Genomic DNA, 20,006 nt, shown 5'->3' on the forward strand with positions numbered 1-20,006 from the left:
TTTTTGTCAATTTTTAAAAATCCGACCAATCCAGGTGATTAAAGAATACTTAAAAGGATTGACAGGAGTAAAAATTGCTGCTAATATGTTAGAAAAAACTAACAAATGCAGGGGCCAACTTTCTTTGTGTATTGGTGATCCCTGACATAAAAAGTGGAGGACGGGATGACGCTAAAATGGAAAGAAACCCTGGAAATGATCACAAATAATGTCTGTTAAATTAAAAATAATTTAACAAAAATTATTCAGATCAGGAGAATTTATAATGAAAAAAGTGTCAATTGTTTATTGGAGTGGAACCGGAAATACTCAGGAAATGGCTGAAGCAGTTGCCGCCGGAGCAGAGGCAGGCGGTGCGGAGGTCAAGATTGTCAGCGTCGATAAAGCCAGTATCGAAGAAGTGTTAAGTAGTGATGCCATTGCGCTGGGTTGCCCTTCCATGGGGGCCGAAGAACTGGAAGAACAGGAAATGGAACCCTTTGTTACGGAATTGGAAAAAGAAAACCTTGAAGGAAAACCGTTAGCGCTGTTTGGATCCTACGATTGGGGCGATGGGCAATGGATGGATGAATGGGAAGAACGAATGAAGAAAACGGGAGCTAATCTGGTGGATGATGGTTTGAAAATCAATGATACACCGGATGAAGAAGGCCTGGAAGCCTGCCGAGATTTAGGTAAACGGCTGACTTCAAGCAGTATCTGAGTAAAATAGTTTAAAATCTCGCGGCAATAGGACATATGTCCTTATTTGCTGCGAGTTTTTTTGTTGAAAAAATAAAGCCGACAGTTATTAGTTTTCAGAAATTTGAGACGGCCAAAGTTGACACGTTTAGATAATAAATGATATAATTTCTATGCAACGAGTAGTGAATGATCATGTAAAGCCAGTTGATCACGCGGCTCGTTTTTTTGCGTTCTAAAACTTATTTTGAAAAGGAGAGAATTATGCCGAAAACAAAGTTTCAAGAGCTTATATTTACCATAATTATGGTAGTGACGATGGTGTACTGCATGTCTGTATACAACATGGTATTAGAATTTGGATTTAGCTATGTGACATTTCTCAATGCTTTATTGGGGATGTGGCCAGAGGTCGTAGGAGCATTTATCGCCCAAAGGGACATTGTAGGGCCGATTGTTCAGAAAAAGGTGCTGAGCTGGTTCAAACCAGATATTGATAAAGCGATTTTTATTACCATCGCCATGGCTGGATGTACGGTTTGTTTGATGGCTCCGATTATGACACTATATGTTTCAATTCTGTACCATGGTTTTGTTAGTGAGATTCCTCTGTTATGGTTGCCTAAGTTGGTTCAAAATTTCCCCTTTGCGCTTTGTATCCAGCTGTTCTATGTTGGTCCATTTGTCCGTTTTACGTTCCGAATCTTGTTTAAAAAACAATTGTCAGTGATGCCCTCAAAAGTAGCAACGGAAATATAGGTTTTCAGAATGCCAGAGGTTTTTCTTATTAAATTTTAAATTACCAATGAAAAACATTAAATAGTGATATAATCAAAACGATAGATTCGGTTCTGTTTAGGTTTGGATATAGTTTGAACGTGTTGGAGGAAAATAAAATGGATACCAAAATGCCGGTAGTGTTTGTTAGTCATGGTTCGCCCATGAATGCAGTTGAAAATAATGAATTTACCCGGGGTTAGGCGCATCAGATAGAGATAGGACAATCACCGTTTTTAATGATTCACGCACATTGGGGTCCATATCCATGACAAGCTATTTAATAACCGAAACGATTCCAGATCGATAAGAAAGACCTACAACAAAAAACCATGGAGCCAATCATGCTCCATGGTTTTTGTTTCTTTTCAGATACGAATTCTCGATAATATTGGTTGGCAAAACTGAAAAAAATCAGCCCATCTTTTTTTTCATTTCCAGTTTTGTCAGCTCAAATTTCTTTTTATAATAACAGGCATAAACCTGGGCGTTCTGTTCCTGCTGTTCGCTGACAGTGAGTAAGCGGCACTTGTTAATGACCATCATCTGACCTTTAAAAATAAGATAGATATCTTCAACATCCCTGAGAGTTTTATTTTCTTCTGATAATTGGTGCATGGTTTCTTCGGCCAAAATCGATAACTGCTTTTTAATTTCAGTATCTGATAACTTTACCGATAAATCGACCTTGTTTTTATTTGGCTGGGGAAGATTTGTCGAGGTGCTTAAAGGCGCGTCTGCAGATGTTGGGGCTTCTAACGGCGCTGGAGATTCAGCGGGTGCCTCTTTAAGCGGTTCTTTTTTTTCTTTTTTCGTTATTTTTGTTCGGCCATGATAGTCGTCTCTGGTAATTCGCAAGATGGTTACCTCCATTTCTGATAGGGATTATTTAGTTTATTAAAACCATTATAAGTATAGATCGCCAATCGATAATTGTTTTATTTTATCACTTTTGTGATGAAATGACTATTAATATATTGGGGAGTTTTTAATGATTTTGACTGATAGGAGCAGCAGCAATTTTTTTAATCCATTTTCGGCTCTTCAATCGATAAATACACCAGATCGCTTTGATCACCTGATCAATTTTAAGCAGCGTATAGATCCAAAAGGCGGGTAGGTGCCAGACCAAACCGGCCAAGGCGCCCAGTGGCACTGAGGCCACCCATAAGAAAATAATATCTGCTACCATTAAAAACCGGGTGTCTCCGCCGCCGCGCAGAACCCCCTTGGTCAGGATGCTGTTGGCAGACTGAAAGATCACAATAAAACCGATGGCAAACATCAGCTGAGACGCAATTTGTTGGGTTTCTGGGGTCAGCGTGTAAAGACCAATCATCGGTTTGCTGGTGATCCAGATAAGGATGGCGCCACCGATGCCAACCGCAATGCCCAGATATAAAAAGGTGATTCCCTGTTGCTGGGCGGCTTCTTCATCACCGCGACCCAGGGTGTGGCCGGTTATGATGGCACTGGCGTTGGCAATGCCCTGAATAAATACCGTGCTGAGTTGTTGCAGCACCAGGGTGATGGCATTGGCCGAGACGAAACTGACGCCCAACCGGCCGATCACCATCGCCACCGCATTATTGCCAAGGGCCAGTAAAATATCGCTGACCAGAACCGGAATAGCAATCTCGACGTATTCTTTAAGGATATCCCGGCAGCGCATAAAGAGATGCCTGAGCCGGTAGTTTATTTTTTTATCAACAAAAAATAAATAACCGCAAATAAATGAGAATTCGAAAAATCGGGCAATTAGGGTGGATAGGGCAGAACCCTCAATACCCATCTGGGGGGCTCCTAAATTCCCGAAGATAAACAAATAGTTGAAGAAAATATTGATAATAAATGCACAAATCGACGAAATTAAGGGGAGTCGCACCTGCCCGACACTGCGTAGCACAATGGTGGATGTCAGTGACAGACCTAAGAGCAGATAACAGGGAACCGCCCATTTAAAATAGCGCACACCTTCTTGGATAATTTTTGCATCAGTTGTATAAATACGCATGATCGTTTCAGGCGCAAAAAAGGTTACAAGCGAAAAGATTAGCGCAAAACCAAGGCAGATCCGTAACATGATGGTAATCGATTTTTTTAAGGCAGCATGGTTTTTCATTCCCCAGAAACGGGAGGTGAGCACCGAAGCACCCATGCCAATGCCCATGCAGCAGATTTGAAAAACCATAATGAATTGATTGGCCAGAGCGGCACCAGACAATGGCACCTCGCCCAGAGCGCCCACCATCATCGTATCGGTCATGTTCACACCAATGGTGATCAGGCTTTGTAGGGTGATGGGAATGGCAATGGTAGCCACTAGTTTATAAAAGGATCGTTCTCTAATGATCGGTTTGATTGCACTACCTCCTTAAAAATTTACAGTTTTATTTCGTCATTGGGTTCAAGAATCAGGCGACCTCTGGCAACAAAGGTTTCGGCGAGCTTACGATCAAACAAAGACCCCGGTTTCATATGGATGGGGATGCTATGGATGGCTCCGATGACAGCCGCACATGCAGATGCTTCCTGAGGATCCATATTGTAAAAGCCGTCAATTGGTAGCAGGGCGTAGTCAATGGCTTCTTTGGATAAAACGTCTTGCATATAGGCGGTGGTGGATGTATCACCGGAAGCGTAGATTTTAATGCCATCAAGGACGATCAGATAACCCACGCACTTGTTTTTATCATGTCCGGAGTTATAGGCAGGCACGGCCTGGATAACAATTTCATGAAGTGAGCGGGTACCATAAACGCCATTAATCAGGATCGTTTCCGGTCTGATGACAACGCATCCCTGATTTTGGCGTAATAGAGACAAATCATTATGGTCAGGATGTTCGTGGGTGATCAAAACAATATCGGCTGGTAGATCGTAGCCTGATCCGGCAAATGGATCAACATAGATTACAATCCCCTGATCTGAAACAAGACGGTAACTACCGTGGCCTTGATAAAACAACTTTCCCATTAGAATTTCTCCCTATATAAAAATATTTAGTCGATTTAAGGACCTCAATTATTTTGCAAATACCGATTCAGTGCCAAATACAAAGGCTACTGTTTTCAGTTTATCGCTATGAATTGGTTTTGTCAAAGGAATTTAAGAAGAATACGATGGTAGAACTCGATTGATAAAGTTGGTTGGCAAAAAATTGCGCAATAACAAAGCTTGGAAGGGGATAAATGTTCAAAAAATAAAAACAACGGCTTTTCAACGGGCCGTTGCTTTCATGAAAGGTTAGAATAGTTAAGTGTTTGATGATGCTTTGCTTATTCATACTATACAGGGAAATGCTTAAGGGTATCTTGAAATGATTCTTGATTAAGAATTCATTAAGGAACATGAATATAGATATCGCTAAAAGTTATCTTAAGAGACCTGCTCCAGTGCGTCAATAATCCCATTCTGCAGGTTGGCAGTGTCACTCAAAAGCGCTTCCAAAGCAGTTAGGTCTCGTTGTTTTTTGGCCTCCAGGATCTGATCACAATTGGAATCCAAGTTTTTATTGAGTTGATTAATTTCAGAAAACAGGGTCATGTTTTCATCAGATTCAGGGATATCCGCGGTCGTTTCACTGAGTTCATGACACCGGGCGATAATCTGCTTTTGATTATCCATAATGGTTGTAACGGCTTGATTCAATCCTGAGAGTGAAAGTAGTGTCTGATTAATTTTCAGACCAGTGATCCGATTCGAGGTTTGTATCAGTTGATCAAGTGTCTGAGTAAAGGGCGTTTCAACGCCTGTGGTTGGGGTTGAAATTTCAGAGGAGCTGAGATCTGATGGATCGGGTAAGTTTGACGAATCGGAAGCCCTGAATATAAAACAGGAAACTCCGGCAATCACGATACAAAGCAGAATACTGCCGATAAGAATCAAAATCTTTTTTCTGACACTGTTGTTTTTTCTTTTAGCGGGTTTCTCTTTTCTATTCATTGCTTTTTAATGCCTCCACCATATTAATTTTTTTAAGGGTGCCAATCATGATTAGATTCACCAGCCAGGTAAACATAAAAGTCAGCAAAATACTGAGGATAAAGCTTTGAGCAAGGATGGACTCAACATACATTACATTGCCAACCTCGGCAGCATCCAGAATATAACCATGCAAAAAGATCCCACCAATCAGGCCGGGAAGAATTCCGAATAGTGTGAGCAGATAGCTTTCCCGGGTAATGTAGGCAGACACTTCACGGTCATAAAAGCCCAATACCTTAATGGTAGCGATCTCCCGGAACCGCTCACTGATGTTGATGGTTGTCAGGGTGTATTGCACCACCAGCGCCAGTAGCGCTGCAGCGATGATAATGACCCAAATCAGATAATTGATACTTCCCAGAGTGTTTTGAAAATCCTGTTCATTATCAGAAGTGAAGCGAACGGCGGAAACACCCGCTGTGGCCATTAGGGTAGCGGCCAGATCTTCCTGTGACAGGGTCGAATCAAGTAGGCCCAGAACCTGGTTGGGCTGAGGCAGCTCACCATAAATGGTTTGGTAGTAGCTCGGAGATAGAAAAACATAATGCTGAAGGTAATTCTCGGCAATTCCTTCCACCAGCACAAGCTGGGTAGTCGTTTCATCTTCATTAATCACAATGGTATCGCCGGTGGTGACATCAAGGTTTTTAGCAAGTTTCTGGGTCAAAATCACCCCGTGATCGGATAAAACTAAGGGCTCTCCGGTATCATAACTGCGCAACATAAAATAGTTGGATAAAGCGGCCGGATCGGCGGGCACCATCAGCAGGCTGTCGATAGGGTCTGAATTGTCGGTGCTACCTTGCACCGAGATGTTATTAACGGTATTATCCAGATACGTAGAGAGGTTAGTGTTTGCCAGGGTAGTGACCAGAGCTGATTTTTGTTCCATCGTCAAATTTTCTTTTAATTGCAGGGAGACGTCGTAGCGCATGATATCACCAAACTGTTTTTCGGCGACCTGGGTAGCAATGGAGTCCCGTAAGCCCAGCCCGGCAACCAGCATGGCAGTGCAACAGGCCACACCCAGTACCGTCATCCAGAAGCGCTTTTTGTAACGGAAAAGATTTCGAAAGGTGATTTTTTGACTAAATTGAAGCTTTTTCCAGATAAAGTCAACGTTTTCCAGAAAAATGCGTTTGCCCGGTGGTGGGGCACTGGGCAGCATCAGTTCCGCAGGGGCAGAGCGAAGGATGGTCAGGCAGCTTAAAAAGGTGGCGACAGTGGTGACTGAGATGGCAAAAAGCGCCGATAATGCCGCAATTGAAACATGAAAAGCCGGAGTCATTTCGGGTAAAGTATAAAGTACCCGATAAGCGTTAAAGATGACCTGGGGAATGAGCATAAAACCAATGGCCCAGCCCAGGAGGCTGCCTAAAACGCTGGCCGTCGCCGCATACAAAAGATATTTAAAGGCAATGGCAGCATTACTGTAACCGAGCGCTTTGAGGGTTCCAATCTGGGTGCGTTGTTCTTCCACCATTCGGGTCATAGTGGTCAGACAGACCAAGGTGGCAATACCAAAAAAGAACAGCGGCAGAATACTGGCGATGCCATTGGTACTTTCAATGGTATTTTGATAATCCAGATAACCCGAATTGGATTCTCGGTTGAGGACATGCCATTGGGGTGCCGCCAGCTCATTTATTGATTTTTGAGCTTCTAAAAATTCCGGGGAGGAATCCAGAAGACTGGGATCAGCGATGCCATTCGCGGCGGCAAAGGCTGTTTTTTGTGCGGCCAGCTGAGCTTCGGCATCGGCCTTTAGTTCCTGCTGGCGGATTTCGACGCGTTGGCTGGCGACGGTATTAAGCGATTCTTCCAGTGGCGTGGTTATTTCGATATATTCCTCAGAAAAGGTCGAAATGCCCGACGTTCCGGCAGCGGTTACCAATATTTCAGTGTAAGCAGGCAGCGTAAAATTAGCTGCGGGCAAAAACACCAGGCCATTTATTTTACCCGTCCCCAATTTAGTAATGCCCCGGTCTTTGGTCAGATAGGAGGGGCTTTCGGCGAGGCCGACCACATGGTAGACAGTTTGACTAAGACTTGTATTGATGGGTGTTTCGGTTCCTGACGAGAGCGTTATGGTGTCGCCGATTTTTGGACCGGCTTCGGAGCGCTGTTTATCAATGATGCATTCATTCGATTGTTGAGGCAACCGGCCTTCCACCAGGTGAAGATCGTTGATGGCCCCGGTCGAATCTGGAATTGAAATTACATGGGCAACATTGGTCTGCTGCCCATATGACAAAAACGCATCGATGGTATAAATTGGTTGGGTATCTTCCACGCCGGAACTGTTCCGGACTGCGGCCAGATCGGCATCATTAAATCCGATAGATGACAGCAAACGAAAGTCCATGAAGTGAGTTGCTTCAAAATATCGATCGGCGGAAGCCTCAAGATCAGGACCCACCGATTTCAAACCAGTATAAAAAGCGGAGCCGATCATGATGACCAGTAAGATGGCTAAAAATCGTGAGAAGGACGAACGGACTTCCTTAAAGGCGTTTTTAATAATGGTATTTCCCATTGCTTTTCTCCTTACCACGCAATATCTTCCACTGGAAGGGGGGTGGCGTTGACAGACATACTTTCGACACAGCCATTTTTGATTTTAATAATCCGATCACCCATGGGGGCAATCGCCAGGTTATGGGTGATCAGTACCACCGTCATGCCGGTACGATGGCAGGTATCCTGAAGCAGCTTCAGCACTGATCGGCCAGTATTGTAGTCCAACGCTCCGGTGGGCTCATCACAGAGGAGTAGAGTGGGGTTTTTAGCCAGCGCCCGGGCAATCGAAACTCGTTGCTGTTCGCCGCCGGAAAGTTGGGAAGGAAAATTGATCATCCGGTTTTCCAGACCGACCTGTTTTAATACCTCCAGAGGCTTAAAAGGATTCTTGCAAATTTCTACGGCCAGTTCAACATTTTCCAGTGCGGTCAGATTTTGGATCAGATTGTAAAACTGAAAAACAAAGCCGACCTCCTGACGACGGTAAGTAATCAGGTCTTTTTTTCCGTAGCAGTGAAGGGGCTGTTTGTTGACGGTGAATTCACCCCCAGTGGGCGAATCCATACCCCCCAGAATGTTTAAAATCGTGCTTTTACCGGCACCGCTGGGACCGGCGATAATGGCAAACTCGCCCCGGTTTACGGTAAAATCGACACCAGCCAGCGCTGCTATTTTAACTTCGCCCATGGTGTATTCTTTGGTGATTCCTTTGAATTCAATCATTGTTTCATTCATCATTAATGATTCCTTTCCCGGTCGCTTAAAAAAACGACTATAAAAAATGGATTATGCCGGGTGTTCCTGACACAATCCATTTTATGACTGGGAAATAAAATAAAAATATGGAAACAATAAAGAAAAATTAAGAACTAATCAGCGGCAGTTGGATTTCAATGCCAAAATCATACCGGGTAGGCTGGTAAGCCCGGATGCTGCCGCCATGCCGGGTAATCAGTTCCCGGCAGATGTACAAGCCTAAGCCGCTACCCCCTTTTTCCTTGGAGCGGGAGGCTTCTATCCGGTAAAATCGATCAAAAAGCAGTGGCAGTTGTTCACCAGGTACCGGTTGCCCGTTATTCTCTATTTTTAGGACTAGCCAGTGTTTTGTTTGAAACAGATGAACATCAACAAAAAGTGGATGGCCCCCATATTTAACGGCATTGCAAAGAATATTGCCGATCACCCGCTGGAGGGCCGGTTTGTTGACCTGAATTTGGGCAGTGTCGGAAAGGTGACTGTTATAGTCCATACTGGCATCCACATCATCCCAGTCTGACAGATAGGGATTCAGGAGGGATTGCCAGAAACGAGCCGCCGTTACTACCTCAAAGTTCATGGTGTGATCGTGATGAATAATTTGGGCGGCTTCCTGAAATTGATCAATCAGCAGTCGAATATCCTCGGATTTCTGGTGGATAACAGCGTAATAGTGGTTTATTTTTTCAGCATTAGTAATTTTTCCCGATGCGAGTCGATCGGTATAGCTGGCAATTGAGGTGAGTGGGGTTCGTAAGTCATGAGATATGGCCGCCAGCATGGTCTGCTGTTCCCGGTCTGAGGATTGTAAGCGAACCAGCATGTCATCGTAGCGCTTTTCCAGTTCGCCGATCTCGTCATTGCGGTAATGTCGTGCCTGAATTTTGATCTGCAAAGGATCCTGAATCATCCGGTCATGAAGCACCGAAAGCGGGTAAGTAATGGAGCGGTGAAGGAAATAGGCAATGGACATAAATAAGGCAATGATTAAAAGAATAATCAGCCAGAGATACTGAAAAATGTAGTCTTCAATAACCTGATTGCGGCTGTGAAAATTATAATTGATCCGTAGGGCGTAGCGTACTTTATCATCACGGATGACAAAGTCTTTGACACTGAGCCGGGTACTGAGCGGCGCCTCACCACTGGACCAGATTAACTGATTATTGGAATCAAGAAGCAGCATCTGATCCCCGTTTTCAGTCTGGGCGGCCAGGAGTGCAATAATGTCTGCTTCCTCAAGTGAAGCCGCTTGCTTTACGAGATCAGCGGCCAGGGCTTCATAATGTTCCCGATCGGCCACCAGACCATCCCGATAGTCGCCGCGATAAAAAAAGAAAAAGCTTGCCAACAGTAGACCAACGACCAGTAAAAACAGCAAAATAAAGGAAAGTGAGAGTTTTAAGCGGATCGACATCAGTGACCTCCTGTCATACGATAACCGACACCCCAGACGGTTTCCAAAAGATTGCTTTCGCATCCCAGCTTTGAACGGATATTTTTAATGTGAACTGTGACAGTTGTCATATCACCGCCGTAGGCATCTTTCCAGACGGCTTCATAAATCTGTTCCCGGGTCAGAACCTGACCTTTGTTTTCGATCAGGTAGCTGAGAATCAGAAATTCCTTGGTGGAAAAATCCTTTGGGGTTCCTTTGACAAAAACCTGAAAGGTGGATTTGTTCAGTTCAATAGTACTCAGACGGATTATTTCGTTGATTTTTTCGCGACGGTGTTCCCGGCGAAGATGGGCAGAAACTCGGGCTACCAATTCATCCAGGGAAAAAGGTTTGGCCATGTAATCGTCGGCCCCGATTTGAAGACCGATGACCTTATCAATATCCCGGCCCTTGGCACTGAGGATCATGACCGGAATATTGCTCTCTTTTTTTAGCTGCGTCAAAACTTCCAGACCATCCATTTCAGGCATCATAATATCTAAAATCAACAGGCTGATTTCATGAGTATTTATTTTATCCAGAACTTCCAGTCCATTACTGGCAGTGTGGACGAGATAGCCTTCGTCCGTCAGAACCTCGGCAATGATTGCTGCAATATCGCTGTCATCATCAGCGACCAGTATTTGTTTGGGCATGTTCGACCTCCGCATCGTTTGTAAATATTAAATAATCGAAAAAGTGAGTCGTATTAATGATACCCGGTAAATATAAAATAAAAATAAAGAATTCAGTGATTTTAGTGGCTTATAAAAATAAGCATTAGTGATGGCGTATAATATTCAAAGAGTAAGAAAATTTACAGCAGAAGTAAAGAAATGTTCGACAATCAAAGTCGTTTATATGCTATAATAGCCTCGTATAACTTTATTCTGTTCAGGCAATTTTGTTTGTAGTCAATCATATATTTAATCACCAAAAATGACGTGTCGATCATTTAACGGCAACCAGTGGGTGTGGCTATCCTGGCTAAAAAAGGAAGCAATGAGAGAGGGCATCATGAATAATCAACATTTTGTTAACAAGGCTTTTCGCGTATTTGTCATCAACAGTATTCTTTCCTCAGCGGGAGTGGTGCTGGGTACCTTTGTGGATGCCATTATTCTGGGGAACGCTTTTGGAGAAGTTGGACTATCGGTGCTGGCGGTATCAATGCCGATCTACATGGTTTATAATCTGTTCGGTTATGCCTTTGGTGTTGGTGGCTCTCTGAAAGTAGCTGAGGCCATCGGCGCCGAGGATAAAGATGGGGTCAGAGCCTATTTTACCCAGGCATTATTTTTTGCTGCTATCGTTGGTCTGGCCATTGCCGTGTTGGGAAGTCTCTTTCTTCCGACCATCATTGGTCTCACCGGCGGGGCCGAAATTGATGCAGCCAGGGACTATATGTGGCCGATTGTCATCACCGCACCGATATTCATTTTGGCGCCGGTAATCTCTCTCTTGATTCGCAGTGATGCTGATCCGTTTTTGTCCACTTTGGGTATTAGCGTCTCGGTGATCGTCAATCTGGTACTGGACCTTATCTTTATTTTTGGGCTGAATATGGGCGTATTTGGTGGCGCTCTGGCGATGGTAATCGGACAGTTATGTGCGATTGCCGTTTATGGCATGCATTTTTTAAAAAAGCATAATCATCTTAAATTCGGGCAGACTTCCCTGAGTCCCAAAGTTGGCTATCTGCTTTTTCACGGCGGTTTTGGAATCGCCTCGGCCTTTATTTATCAGGGTATCACCCTGGTCGTCATCAACAATTTGCTCAGTGCAACGGTTGGGGTAGGGGGACTGGCAGTCTATAATATTCTGTTTAATGTTTCCTTGTTTGCCTATGCGATCTTTGATGGGATATCACTGGCCCTGGCGCCGCTGGTGGCAACCTTTGCCGGGGAAAAGGATACTGAAGGGGTTTATGACACCATGAGCCTGTCCTTAAAGACAGCGGTTTTACTTAGTAGCTTATGTGCCCTGTTGTTACTAATTTTGGCTGAACCGATTGCGGCGATGTTTGGGGTGACCGATAACCTGCCGCTGGTAGCCCAGACCATCCGGATCTTTGCTTTGGGGGTGGTGCAGACCTGTTTTAACTGCGTCATGGCCCATTTTTATCAGACCATTAAGCGGCCGACGCTGGCAGGGATTATTTATTTTTTACGGGGGTTTTTGCTGCTGGTTGCCTTTTGCGCCTGGTTAATTCCGGCGTTTGGCGTCGTCGGGACAGCACTGGCGATGGTGGCAGCAGAAACCGTGACCATGGTGATCCTGCTTTTTGCGGCCCTGGTGCTCAAAAAACAAGGGGGGTACCGAAATATTTTACTGTTTCGGGAGCCGGTAATCAGTAAAGACAATCTTTATGAAACCACCCTTTCGGCGGATATAAAGGAGCTGGAAAAATGTGTGCTAGAGATCGAAGCTTTTTGTGAACGCCTGGATATCGACAGCAAAAATGCTTACTTTATCAATCTGACCATTGAAGAGCTGGCAGCTAATATCATTAATTTCGGCTTCAATGACGGGAAACCCCATTATATACATATAAAAATTGCCCTGTTTGAGGAGGACATCTACATCAGGCTCCGGGATGACAGCACCAGCTATAATCCCTTTGAAGAATCGGAAAAACCCGATGAAGCCCTGGATTATTTGGGGGTATCGATTGTCCGCAAGAAAGCAAAATCCTTTGCCTATAATCGGACGCTGGTATTTAACAATTTACTTATTATTCTATAAAAAAGGTGGCAAGAATGAAAGATCAAAAGAATATTCGTCGCATCAGCCTAAAAACAAAGTTCGCCTCAGCCAGTATGATTTTGGCACTGGTGCTTTCGCTGGTGATTGTGTTGATTTCCTATTTCAGTTATCGGGACTCAATGTTTAAGCGTTATGAAGAAAATATCACCTCACTCGTCAAAACGGCATCTGTTTTTGTACCGGTGGACAAGGTCAATCAGTACTATGAAACGGGACAGCCTGATGCCGACTATGAGCTATTGATTAAAGAATTTCAGACATTGCAGGAACAGAATCATCTGGAATATCTTTATGCCTATGTACCAACCGCAGAAGGATTTAAGGTGTTTGGTCAGGGAACCACGCCCGGGATGGCCGGTCATTTTGGGCTTGGTGATTTTCTGGGAACGGACTATTATCCCCAGGAAGATATTGACGCCGCCAATCGATTGTTTACCGATCCGGATGCGCCCAAAGTGGTCATCACCAATGAAAGTGAGTTTGGCTATCTGATTTCGGCCTTTAATGTATTAAAAGACAGTGAGGGTAATCCGGTTTTAGTAGTCGGGGCCGATATGTCCATGAAGGAAATCAACGCAACCCTTTTTAAATACATCATTCTGGTGTCATCCATTGCGGCCCTGATCTTACTTTTGTTCATCACCATTTATCTGCTGTTTCTCAATAAGTCGATTATTGATCCCTTACAGGTGATTGTGGATAACGCTACAGATTTTGTTAACACCAATGTTGATGAAAACTTAAGTGAGATAGTGGCCTTGAATATCGATGTTAAAACTGGGGATGAAATCGAAATTCTGGCTGAAGCCTTTAACAAAATGACCAGTGACATTATCCGTTATATTAAAGAGCTGACCAGTGTCACTTCGGAGCGGGAGCGAATCGAAACGGAGTTGCGAATTGCCACCCTGATTCAGGAAGGGATGCTGCCCCGGAACTTTGACTATCCCGACCGGAACGAGTTTACCCTGTATGCCTCAATGCGGGCGGCCAAGGACGTCGGCGGCGACTTTTATGATTTCTTTTTTGTCGATGATGACCATTTCTGTATTACCATCGGTGATGTTTCCGGCAAAGGGGTACCGGCGGCACTGTTTATGGCCATGGCCAAAGCCACGGTGAAAGATCTGGTGCTCCGGCGTCTGCCAGTTGATGAAGTCATGACAGAAGCCAATGTCACCCTGTGTAATAACAACGAACAGGGTATGTTTGTGACCCTGCTGATTGCCATTATCAATGTTAAGACTGGGGTGTTCCAGTGGTGTGATGCCGGTCATGATCCGGCCATAATCTGGAAAAAAGATGGTCAGGTTGAAATGCTGACTGGCAAAAAAGGCTTTGTTTGTGCCGGGATTGAAACGGCCAAGTATAAGATGAATGAATCAAAAATTGAAAAAGGGGATATTATTTACCTCTACACCGATGGAATTCCTGAAGCGAATAATACCAAAAAAGAGTTTTATGGACTGGAACGGCTACAAACATTGGTGGCGGCAAAAAAAGAGCATGATATTAAAGCGCTGTGCGCTGACATTCTTGAGGATGTGGATGAGTTTGCCGATCAGGAACCGCAATTTGACGACATTACCATGCTGGGCTTCAAGCTTGAGGCGTAGCAGATGGAGATTACCATTAAAGTGGGGCAGGAATTGTCAATAGAAGCATTTCAGGCGATTCTTGATCTGGATTGCAAAATTTATGGGGATGACATTTTAACCAATCAGGGGATGGCACTAAAGCGCTTTATAAAGTTTCCGGAGGGGATTATTGTAGCATATAGCGGTGAGGTTCTGGCGGGTTTTATCAGTTTTTTTGGGGTCGATGAATCTGTCTATCAGCGGGCGGTGTCGAATCAGGAATATATCGACGACAATCTGAATGAAAATGAGGTAGTACCGCTGGAGAAAGGAAGGGGTAATTACATCCTGATCCTGGATCTGGCGGTGGATGAGATTTTCCGGCATCAGGGCATCTCGAAGCAGTTGCATGATCAACTCTGGGATTATCTTAAGCAAAAGCAGAATCAGGGCTTCCCAATTGAGCGGGTGTTTTGTTTTGCAATAACAAATGAAGGATGCAAAAGTATGTCAAATTTAGGCGGCCAAGCAATCTGGACAAGAAATCAGACGACTCTTTTTGAACTCGATCAAGAGCTCGTTTTGGGGCAGTTATGATCACAATAAGCGATAAAAAGCTGGATCAACATCGTCTCGAAGAGGTTGCGGTAGTCTTGGGTCAGGCCTTTAAGGGTGATCCCTTGTACCTGGCAGTTTTTCAGAATGAGAAAGATTTATGCCGCTATATCAGACTGATGGTGGAGTACTATAATCGCAATGGCGAAATCCATGTGGCGGTTGTTGACGAAAAAATCGTTGGGGCATCAATTTGGAATCATAAAGGAAAACCTTTTTTTAGTGTCCGCAGTGTTTTTGTCAGTGGAATGATTGGTCAAATAATCAAATTTTTATTACTGATTCAGTTAAAAAGCATGATCCGGCTGAGGAATGAAACCCTGATTACCGAACGCTACCATTATAATCAGGAACATCACTATCTCTTCATGATCGGTTCAGTCTATCGGGGGGCGGGGCGGGCCCTGATGGACTATGCGATTGAAAAATTCAGGGATTGTCCCATCTATCTTGAAAACAGCAACATAAAAGATAATAACTACTTTTATCAAAGGCTTGGATTCCATTCCATCAAGACGATTGAAGTTCTGGGCGTTTTGGTGGATTTGTTGAACAACAGTAAAGGAGATCAGATAAGATGAAGAAATTAACTGTAAATGCATCGACAGATAAGTTGCCGGAGGTGCTTGAATTTATCGATACCGAATTGGAGACGGCTGGGGCCAGTATGAAAATGATCTTTCAGATTGATTTGGCTGCGGAAGAAATTTTTGTGAACATTGCCAACTATGCCTATGCTCCGGATGACGGCAACGTCATCATTCAAGTTGATAATTATGGGGAACCGCCCTTGGTGGAAATTCAGTTTATTGATCAGGGCGATCCCTTTAACCCCCTGGAAAATCCCGATCCGGATATTACCTTAACCGCCGAAGAACGGCAAATTGGCGGTCTAGGGGTGCTGATGGTTAAAAAAAGTATGGATGCCGTAGACTATCGTTTTGAAGAAAACAAAAACATTTTAACCATTAAAAAACTGGTATCCTAAATCAGGCTCTTGTTTTGAGATGAAGAGCAGATAAGAACTAAATACGAGAGCTGGTCGATTTAGGCCGAAAAAAGCACTGGGATTTCTTTGAAACTAATAATAATGAAAAATGGAGGCGATTGATGAAACGCATTTTTATAGGCTTATGCGTCGTAATGATAGTATTGCTGGCCGGATGCAGTCAGACGGTGACGCCCCTTCCACCGGTGGAAACGGCCAAAATTGGAACGCTGATTGGAACCGTGAGCGAATCACTGGCACCAGAAAAATACCCCGAGGCCGAAATCAACCGCTTCAACAATTACGTGGATGAGTCAGCGGCCTTGATGGCGGGAAAAATTGATTATGCCATCATGGATTATGCAACAGCGCGAAATTTTGTAAAGAGTAACGAAGGAACCATGGTGTTACCAGAAGCACTGACTGATGAAGTGACAGCAATGGCCCTTAAAAAAGAGAATACGGAGCTTAACCAGAAACTTAATGCGGTGTTAAACCGTTATTTAAGCGATGGCACCATGGAGGAAATTAAAGGTCACTGGTTTCCGGAAGCGGGCGGCGACTATGAAATTGTTGACGTGCCCAAAAATGTCAGCGGCCCGGTATTGCGGGTAGCCGTCACATCCCTGACTGAGCCCCGCTGCTTTGTTCAGGATGGGGAGCTAACCGGGATGAATGTGGAATTACTGAGCCGCATCGCATATGAACTGGGGATGCAGGTCGAATTTCAGGATATGGACTTTAAAGCGATGATTGACAGTCTCCAATCGGGAAATAGTGATGTGGTTGCGGCTATGTATAACACCCCGGAGCGATCGGAGAAGGTCGATTTTACCGCCGGTTATTTTCCCAATCCCCAGGTTTTTGTTGTCAAAGCGGATCGGCAGGCGGCAACTGAAGGCTCTCAGAGCAGCCAGACATTGATCAGTAGTAGTAGCGATTTGAATAAATCTGGTTATACCATTGGCGTACCGGAGGGAACCCCGCCGGAAGAGGTGGCTAAAGAACTGATGCCCAACGCTGATATTTCTTACTTTACTCAGTTTATGGATGGGGTGGCGGCGCTTAAAAGCGGCAAGGTGACCGCTGTGATTTATGATAGCTCTGGGGTTGATCGGATTTTGTTAAGCAACCCGGATCTGGTCAAGCTTGACGAAGAGCTGGGGAATATCGAGATTGCCGCCGTTGTCCGACTAGATGATATGGCCATGAATGAGCAGCTCAATGCTTTTATTAAACAATATCAGGCCGATGGTACGGCAGCAGCGATGGTGAAACGGTGGATAAATAACACCGGTGGGGAAATGCCGGATATACCCAAGCCCCTAAATCCGGAGAAAAAAATCACGATTATTACCAATGGTTTAACCGAACCGATGAACTATTATGAAAATGGCCAACTGACCGGCTTTGATATTGAATTTATGAAACGCTTTGCCAGTTATGCCAATCTCGATTATGAAATCATTACCATGGATTATCAGGCGATGATTCCAGCCCTCCAAAGCGGGAAGGGCGATGTGATTATTTCTGACTTCTTTAAGACTGATGAGCGGGGGCAAGAGGTGCTCTACACGGATGCCTATGTGGTCTTGCACAACAGTGCTTTGATCAGAAAAGATATGGCGGCAGCGTCAATGGTTGATCAATCCATTAAAACCAATGAGGAGCTGAATGGCAAGCGGGTTGGTTTTATTACCGGGATGGTTCATATTGACAATTTTCGACCACTTTATCAGGCTGATGAATATGAATTCAATGATTTTTCGTCGATGCTTGAAGCGCTAAAATCAAAAAAAATCGATGCGCTGCTGACAAGTCAGTCAAAGGTTGCCGAAATTATTGAGCAGAACCCTGATCTGATTGCATTGCCGCCTTATGCGGATATCTCGTCATCAATCGGAGTCAGTAAGACCAATACCCAGCTCGGCGATGCCCTTGATGCCACGGTTAAAACAATGATCGATGATGGCAGTTTAAAAGCGATGACCGAAAAATGGATGGGCGAAAACGAAGACCAAAAAGTGCTGACGCCGGTTGATCTGACTGGCGAGAAAGGAACCCTGATAGCCGGAGTTTTAGGCGACGATTATCCGTATTCCTATTATAAGGATAACGAACTGGTTGGTCTTGAAGTTGATCTGGCACGTAGTCTGGCTGCCAGGATGGGAATGAACGTGGAGATAAAGCCAATGGATTTTTCAGCGATCATTCCTAGTATCACGTCAGGAAAAATTGATCTGGCCTTCTATCTTGCGTATACTCCGGAACGGGCTGCATCGATTCGTTTTTTGACACCACTAAAGTCTGATCAGGCTGTGGCGATTGTCAGAAATCAGGCAGTGGCTGCTTCGACAGGAGGACAACAATGGGCTGGTATGATAGCGTCATTGGGGGAGAGCTTTAACAAGACCTTTGTTGTTGAAGACCGGTATCAACTGATTTTGGAGGGACTTTCAACGACGATTGTCATTTCGCTGTTGTCATTGCTCTTTGGTAGTTTATTAGGGGCCCTCATCTGTGCGATGCGTCGTTCCCGGGTGGGCCTGATTTCAGGCTTGGCGGTCGTTTATATTCGGCTGATTCAGGGCGTGCCGATTGTTTTGACGTTGATGATCCTTTACTATATTATTTTTGCTTCGGTGGACATCCATCCGGTACTGATTGCGGTGGTTGGGTTTTCGATTAATTTTGCCGCCTATTCGGCAGAAATTTTCAGAACCGCCATTGACGCCACCGATAAAGGGCAGTTGGAGGCTGCCTACGCACTGGGGTTTACCAGAGTGGCCAGCTTTTTTAAAGTCACCCTGCCCCAGGCGCTACGGCACATTCTGCCGATTTTTAAAGGCGAATTTATCAGTATGGTAAAAATGACCTCGGTGGTCGGTTATATTGCTATCCAGGATTTGACCAAGATGACCGATATTATCCGAAGCCGGACCTTTGAAGCGTTTTTTCCACTGGTGGTAACGGCGGCGATCTATTTTGTCATCACCTACCTGTTTATTTTGTTACTGGGAAAGATTGAAGTACAGATTGACCCCAAACGCCGGAAACGGGTAGTCAAAGGCGTTGTTGAGATTGACGCAGAAGTTGTTGAGGTGCAAAAATGATTGAAATAAAAGATCTGTCGAAAAGCTATGGTCAGCTACAGGTGCTAAAGGATATCAACACCGAGATTAAAAAAGGCGAGGTGATCTCGATTATCGGGCCGTCGGGCTGTGGTAAGTCGACTTTTTTGCGGTGCATTAATCTGCTTGAAAAGCCGACTGCCGGAGAAATTTATATTGAAGGGCAGAATATTCTCGATAAAAATGCCGATGTAGCAAAATTACGCCAGAAAATGGGGATGGTTTTTCAGTCCTTTAACCTCTTTTCCCACCTGATGATCATCGAAAATTTGATGCTGGGGCCGGTTAATCTACTCAAAATCCCGCGTCAGCAAGCTTATGAAGAAGGGCTGGCCTATCTGGAAATGGTCGGGCTGCGGTCAAAAGCGCTGGCCTTTCCGGACGAATTATCCGGCGGCCAGAAACAGCGGGCGGCGATCGCCCGAACCCTGGCGATGAAACCCGAGGTGGTGCTCTTTGATGAGCCCACCTCGGCCCTGGATCCGACCATGGTCAGCGAAGTGCTGGGGGTGATCCGCAAGCTGGCATCAACCGGGATGACAATGATGATTGTAACCCATGAGATGAAGTTTGCCCGGGATGTTTCCAGCCGGGTCTTCTATATGGATGAGCAGGGCATTTACGAAGACGGAGCACCGGCAGAAATTTTTGACCATCCACAGAAGCCCAAGACCCGGGCCTTTATCCGGAAGATTTCAGCCTTTGAATATACGGCGGCAGGCAGCGGCTTTGATCTTTATGAACTTAATGCCAAAATCGAAAGCTTCCTT

General features: G+C 44.7%; 16 protein-coding genes and 1 pseudogene. 9 read left to right on the forward strand and 8 right to left on the reverse strand.

Annotated features, from left to right (window positions below; genetic code table 11):
- Positions 1-265 precede the first annotated feature (265 nt).
- Both ACWI_RS07335 and ACWI_RS07340 read left to right on the forward strand, forming a co-directional pair.
- The gene (locus ACWI_RS07335) at positions 266-703 is read left to right on the forward strand and encodes a flavodoxin (protein ID WP_070370781.1); all 438 of its coding nucleotides are present in this window, start codon (positions 266-268) and stop codon (positions 701-703) included.
- Between the two features lie 242 nt (positions 704-945).
- Positions 946-1,440, forward strand: coding sequence for a DUF2798 domain-containing protein (locus ACWI_RS07340; RefSeq protein ID WP_070370782.1), 495 nt, complete (start codon positions 946-948; stop codon positions 1,438-1,440).
- Between the two features lie 432 nt (positions 1,441-1,872).
- Here ACWI_RS07340 and ACWI_RS07345 read toward each other — a convergent pair whose 3' ends face one another.
- From ACWI_RS07345 to ACWI_RS07380, 8 genes are all read right to left on the reverse strand, one after another.
- Complete coding sequence (locus tag ACWI_RS07345; protein WP_070370783.1) at positions 1,873-2,316, reverse strand: hypothetical protein; 444 nt, start codon at positions 2,314-2,316, stop codon at positions 1,873-1,875.
- 130 nt (positions 2,317-2,446) lie between these two features.
- Entirely contained in the window at positions 2,447-3,781 is a 1,335-nt protein-coding gene (locus ACWI_RS07350; protein ID WP_242871593.1) for an MATE family efflux transporter, read from the reverse strand.
- A gap of 59 nt (positions 3,782-3,840) precedes the next feature.
- A complete protein-coding gene (locus ACWI_RS07355) occupies positions 3,841-4,434 on the reverse strand; it encodes an MBL fold metallo-hydrolase (protein WP_070370785.1) in 594 nt (197 codons plus the stop codon).
- 402 nt (positions 4,435-4,836) lie between these two features.
- Positions 4,837-5,403 (reverse strand): hypothetical protein, encoded by a 567-nt coding sequence (locus ACWI_RS07360; protein ID WP_070370786.1) that lies wholly within the window; start codon positions 5,401-5,403, stop codon positions 4,837-4,839.
- Positions 5,396-7,981, reverse strand: a complete 2,586-nt coding sequence (locus ACWI_RS07365) for an ABC transporter permease (protein WP_070370787.1) — start codon at positions 7,979-7,981, stop codon at positions 5,396-5,398. Before ACWI_RS07365 ends, ACWI_RS07360 begins: the two co-directional genes overlap by 8 nt.
- Positions 7,982-7,992: 11 nt before the next feature.
- A complete protein-coding gene (locus ACWI_RS07370; protein ID WP_070371029.1) occupies positions 7,993-8,700 on the reverse strand; it encodes an ABC transporter ATP-binding protein in 708 nt (235 codons plus the stop codon).
- A 127-nt stretch (positions 8,701-8,827) separates the two neighbouring features.
- Positions 8,828-10,138 carry a sensor histidine kinase gene (locus tag ACWI_RS07375; protein ID WP_070370788.1) on the reverse strand — a complete coding sequence of 437 codons (1,311 nt, stop codon included), beginning with the start codon at positions 10,136-10,138 and terminating at the stop codon, positions 8,828-8,830.
- On the reverse strand, positions 10,138-10,815 hold the full coding sequence (locus ACWI_RS07380) for a response regulator transcription factor (protein WP_070370789.1): 678 nt from the start codon (positions 10,813-10,815) through the stop codon (positions 10,138-10,140). Before ACWI_RS07380 ends, ACWI_RS07375 begins: the two co-directional genes overlap by 1 nt.
- Before the next feature lie 361 nt (positions 10,816-11,176).
- On the opposite strand from ACWI_RS07380, the gene ACWI_RS07385 reads away from it, so the two are divergent.
- The 7 genes and pseudogenes from ACWI_RS07385 to ACWI_RS07415 form a co-directional block, all read left to right on the forward strand.
- Positions 11,177-12,904, forward strand: a complete 1,728-nt coding sequence (locus ACWI_RS07385; RefSeq protein WP_070370790.1) for an MATE family efflux transporter — start codon at positions 11,177-11,179, stop codon at positions 12,902-12,904.
- A gap of 14 nt (positions 12,905-12,918) precedes the next feature.
- Positions 12,919-14,541: a SpoIIE family protein phosphatase gene (locus ACWI_RS07390; RefSeq protein WP_070370791.1), complete on the forward strand. Its 1,623-nt coding sequence runs from the start codon at positions 12,919-12,921 to the stop codon at positions 14,539-14,541.
- A gap of 3 nt (positions 14,542-14,544) precedes the next feature.
- The gene (locus tag ACWI_RS07395; protein WP_070370792.1) at positions 14,545-15,099 is read left to right on the forward strand and encodes a GNAT family N-acetyltransferase; all 555 of its coding nucleotides are present in this window, start codon (positions 14,545-14,547) and stop codon (positions 15,097-15,099) included.
- On the forward strand, positions 15,096-15,698 hold the full coding sequence (locus ACWI_RS07400) for an N-acetyltransferase (RefSeq protein ID WP_070370793.1): 603 nt from the start codon (positions 15,096-15,098) through the stop codon (positions 15,696-15,698). The genes ACWI_RS07395 and ACWI_RS07400 overlap by 4 nt, the downstream gene beginning before the upstream one ends.
- Positions 15,695-16,105 (forward strand): ATP-binding protein, encoded by a 411-nt coding sequence (locus ACWI_RS07405; RefSeq protein WP_070370794.1) that lies wholly within the window; start codon positions 15,695-15,697, stop codon positions 16,103-16,105. The genes ACWI_RS07400 and ACWI_RS07405 overlap by 4 nt, the downstream gene beginning before the upstream one ends.
- A 122-nt stretch (positions 16,106-16,227) precedes the next feature.
- Positions 16,228-19,218 (forward strand): ABC transporter permease subunit, encoded by a 2,991-nt coding sequence (locus ACWI_RS07410; protein WP_070370795.1) that lies wholly within the window; start codon positions 16,228-16,230, stop codon positions 19,216-19,218.
- Positions 19,215-19,931 (forward strand): annotated as a pseudogene (locus ACWI_RS07415) (amino acid ABC transporter ATP-binding protein); the annotation flags it as partial. The gene ACWI_RS07410 and the pseudogene ACWI_RS07415, both read left to right, overlap by 4 nt.
- Between the last annotated feature and the right edge of the window lie 75 nt (positions 19,932-20,006).

Source organism: Acetobacterium wieringae (genome assembly GCF_001766835.1).
GTDB lineage: Bacteria > Bacillota > Clostridia > Eubacteriales > Eubacteriaceae > Acetobacterium > Acetobacterium wieringae.

Bases quoted from the DNA above. Each gene is read 5' to 3' on its own strand.
- ACWI_RS07335 (WP_070370781.1), top strand. From the start codon at position 266: ATGAAAAAAGTGTCAATTGTTTATTGGAGTGGAACCGGAAATACTCAG.
- ACWI_RS07340 (WP_070370782.1), top strand. From the start codon at position 946: ATGCCGAAAACAAAGTTTCAAGAGCTTATATTTACCATAATTATGGTA.
- ACWI_RS07355 (WP_070370785.1), bottom strand. From the start codon at position 4,434: ATGGGAAAGTTGTTTTATCAAGGCCACGGTAGTTACCGTCTTGTTTCA.
- ACWI_RS07360 (WP_070370786.1), bottom strand. From the start codon at position 5,403: ATGAATAGAAAAGAGAAACCCGCTAAAAGAAAAAACAACAGTGTCAGA.
- ACWI_RS07365 (WP_070370787.1), bottom strand. From the start codon at position 7,981: ATGGGAAATACCATTATTAAAAACGCCTTTAAGGAAGTCCGTTCGTCC.
- ACWI_RS07370 (WP_070371029.1), bottom strand. From the start codon at position 8,700: ATGAATGAAACAATGATTGAATTCAAAGGAATCACCAAAGAATACACC.
- ACWI_RS07375 (WP_070370788.1), bottom strand. From the start codon at position 10,138: ATGTCGATCCGCTTAAAACTCTCACTTTCCTTTATTTTGCTGTTTTTA.
- ACWI_RS07380 (WP_070370789.1), bottom strand. From the start codon at position 10,815: ATGCCCAAACAAATACTGGTCGCTGATGATGACAGCGATATTGCAGCA.
- ACWI_RS07385 (WP_070370790.1), top strand. From the start codon at position 11,177: ATGAATAATCAACATTTTGTTAACAAGGCTTTTCGCGTATTTGTCATC.
- ACWI_RS07390 (WP_070370791.1), top strand. From the start codon at position 12,919: ATGAAAGATCAAAAGAATATTCGTCGCATCAGCCTAAAAACAAAGTTC.
- ACWI_RS07395 (WP_070370792.1), top strand. From the start codon at position 14,545: ATGGAGATTACCATTAAAGTGGGGCAGGAATTGTCAATAGAAGCATTT.
- ACWI_RS07400 (WP_070370793.1), top strand. From the start codon at position 15,096: ATGATCACAATAAGCGATAAAAAGCTGGATCAACATCGTCTCGAAGAG.
- ACWI_RS07405 (WP_070370794.1), top strand. From the start codon at position 15,695: ATGAAGAAATTAACTGTAAATGCATCGACAGATAAGTTGCCGGAGGTG.
- ACWI_RS07410 (WP_070370795.1), top strand. From the start codon at position 16,228: ATGAAACGCATTTTTATAGGCTTATGCGTCGTAATGATAGTATTGCTG.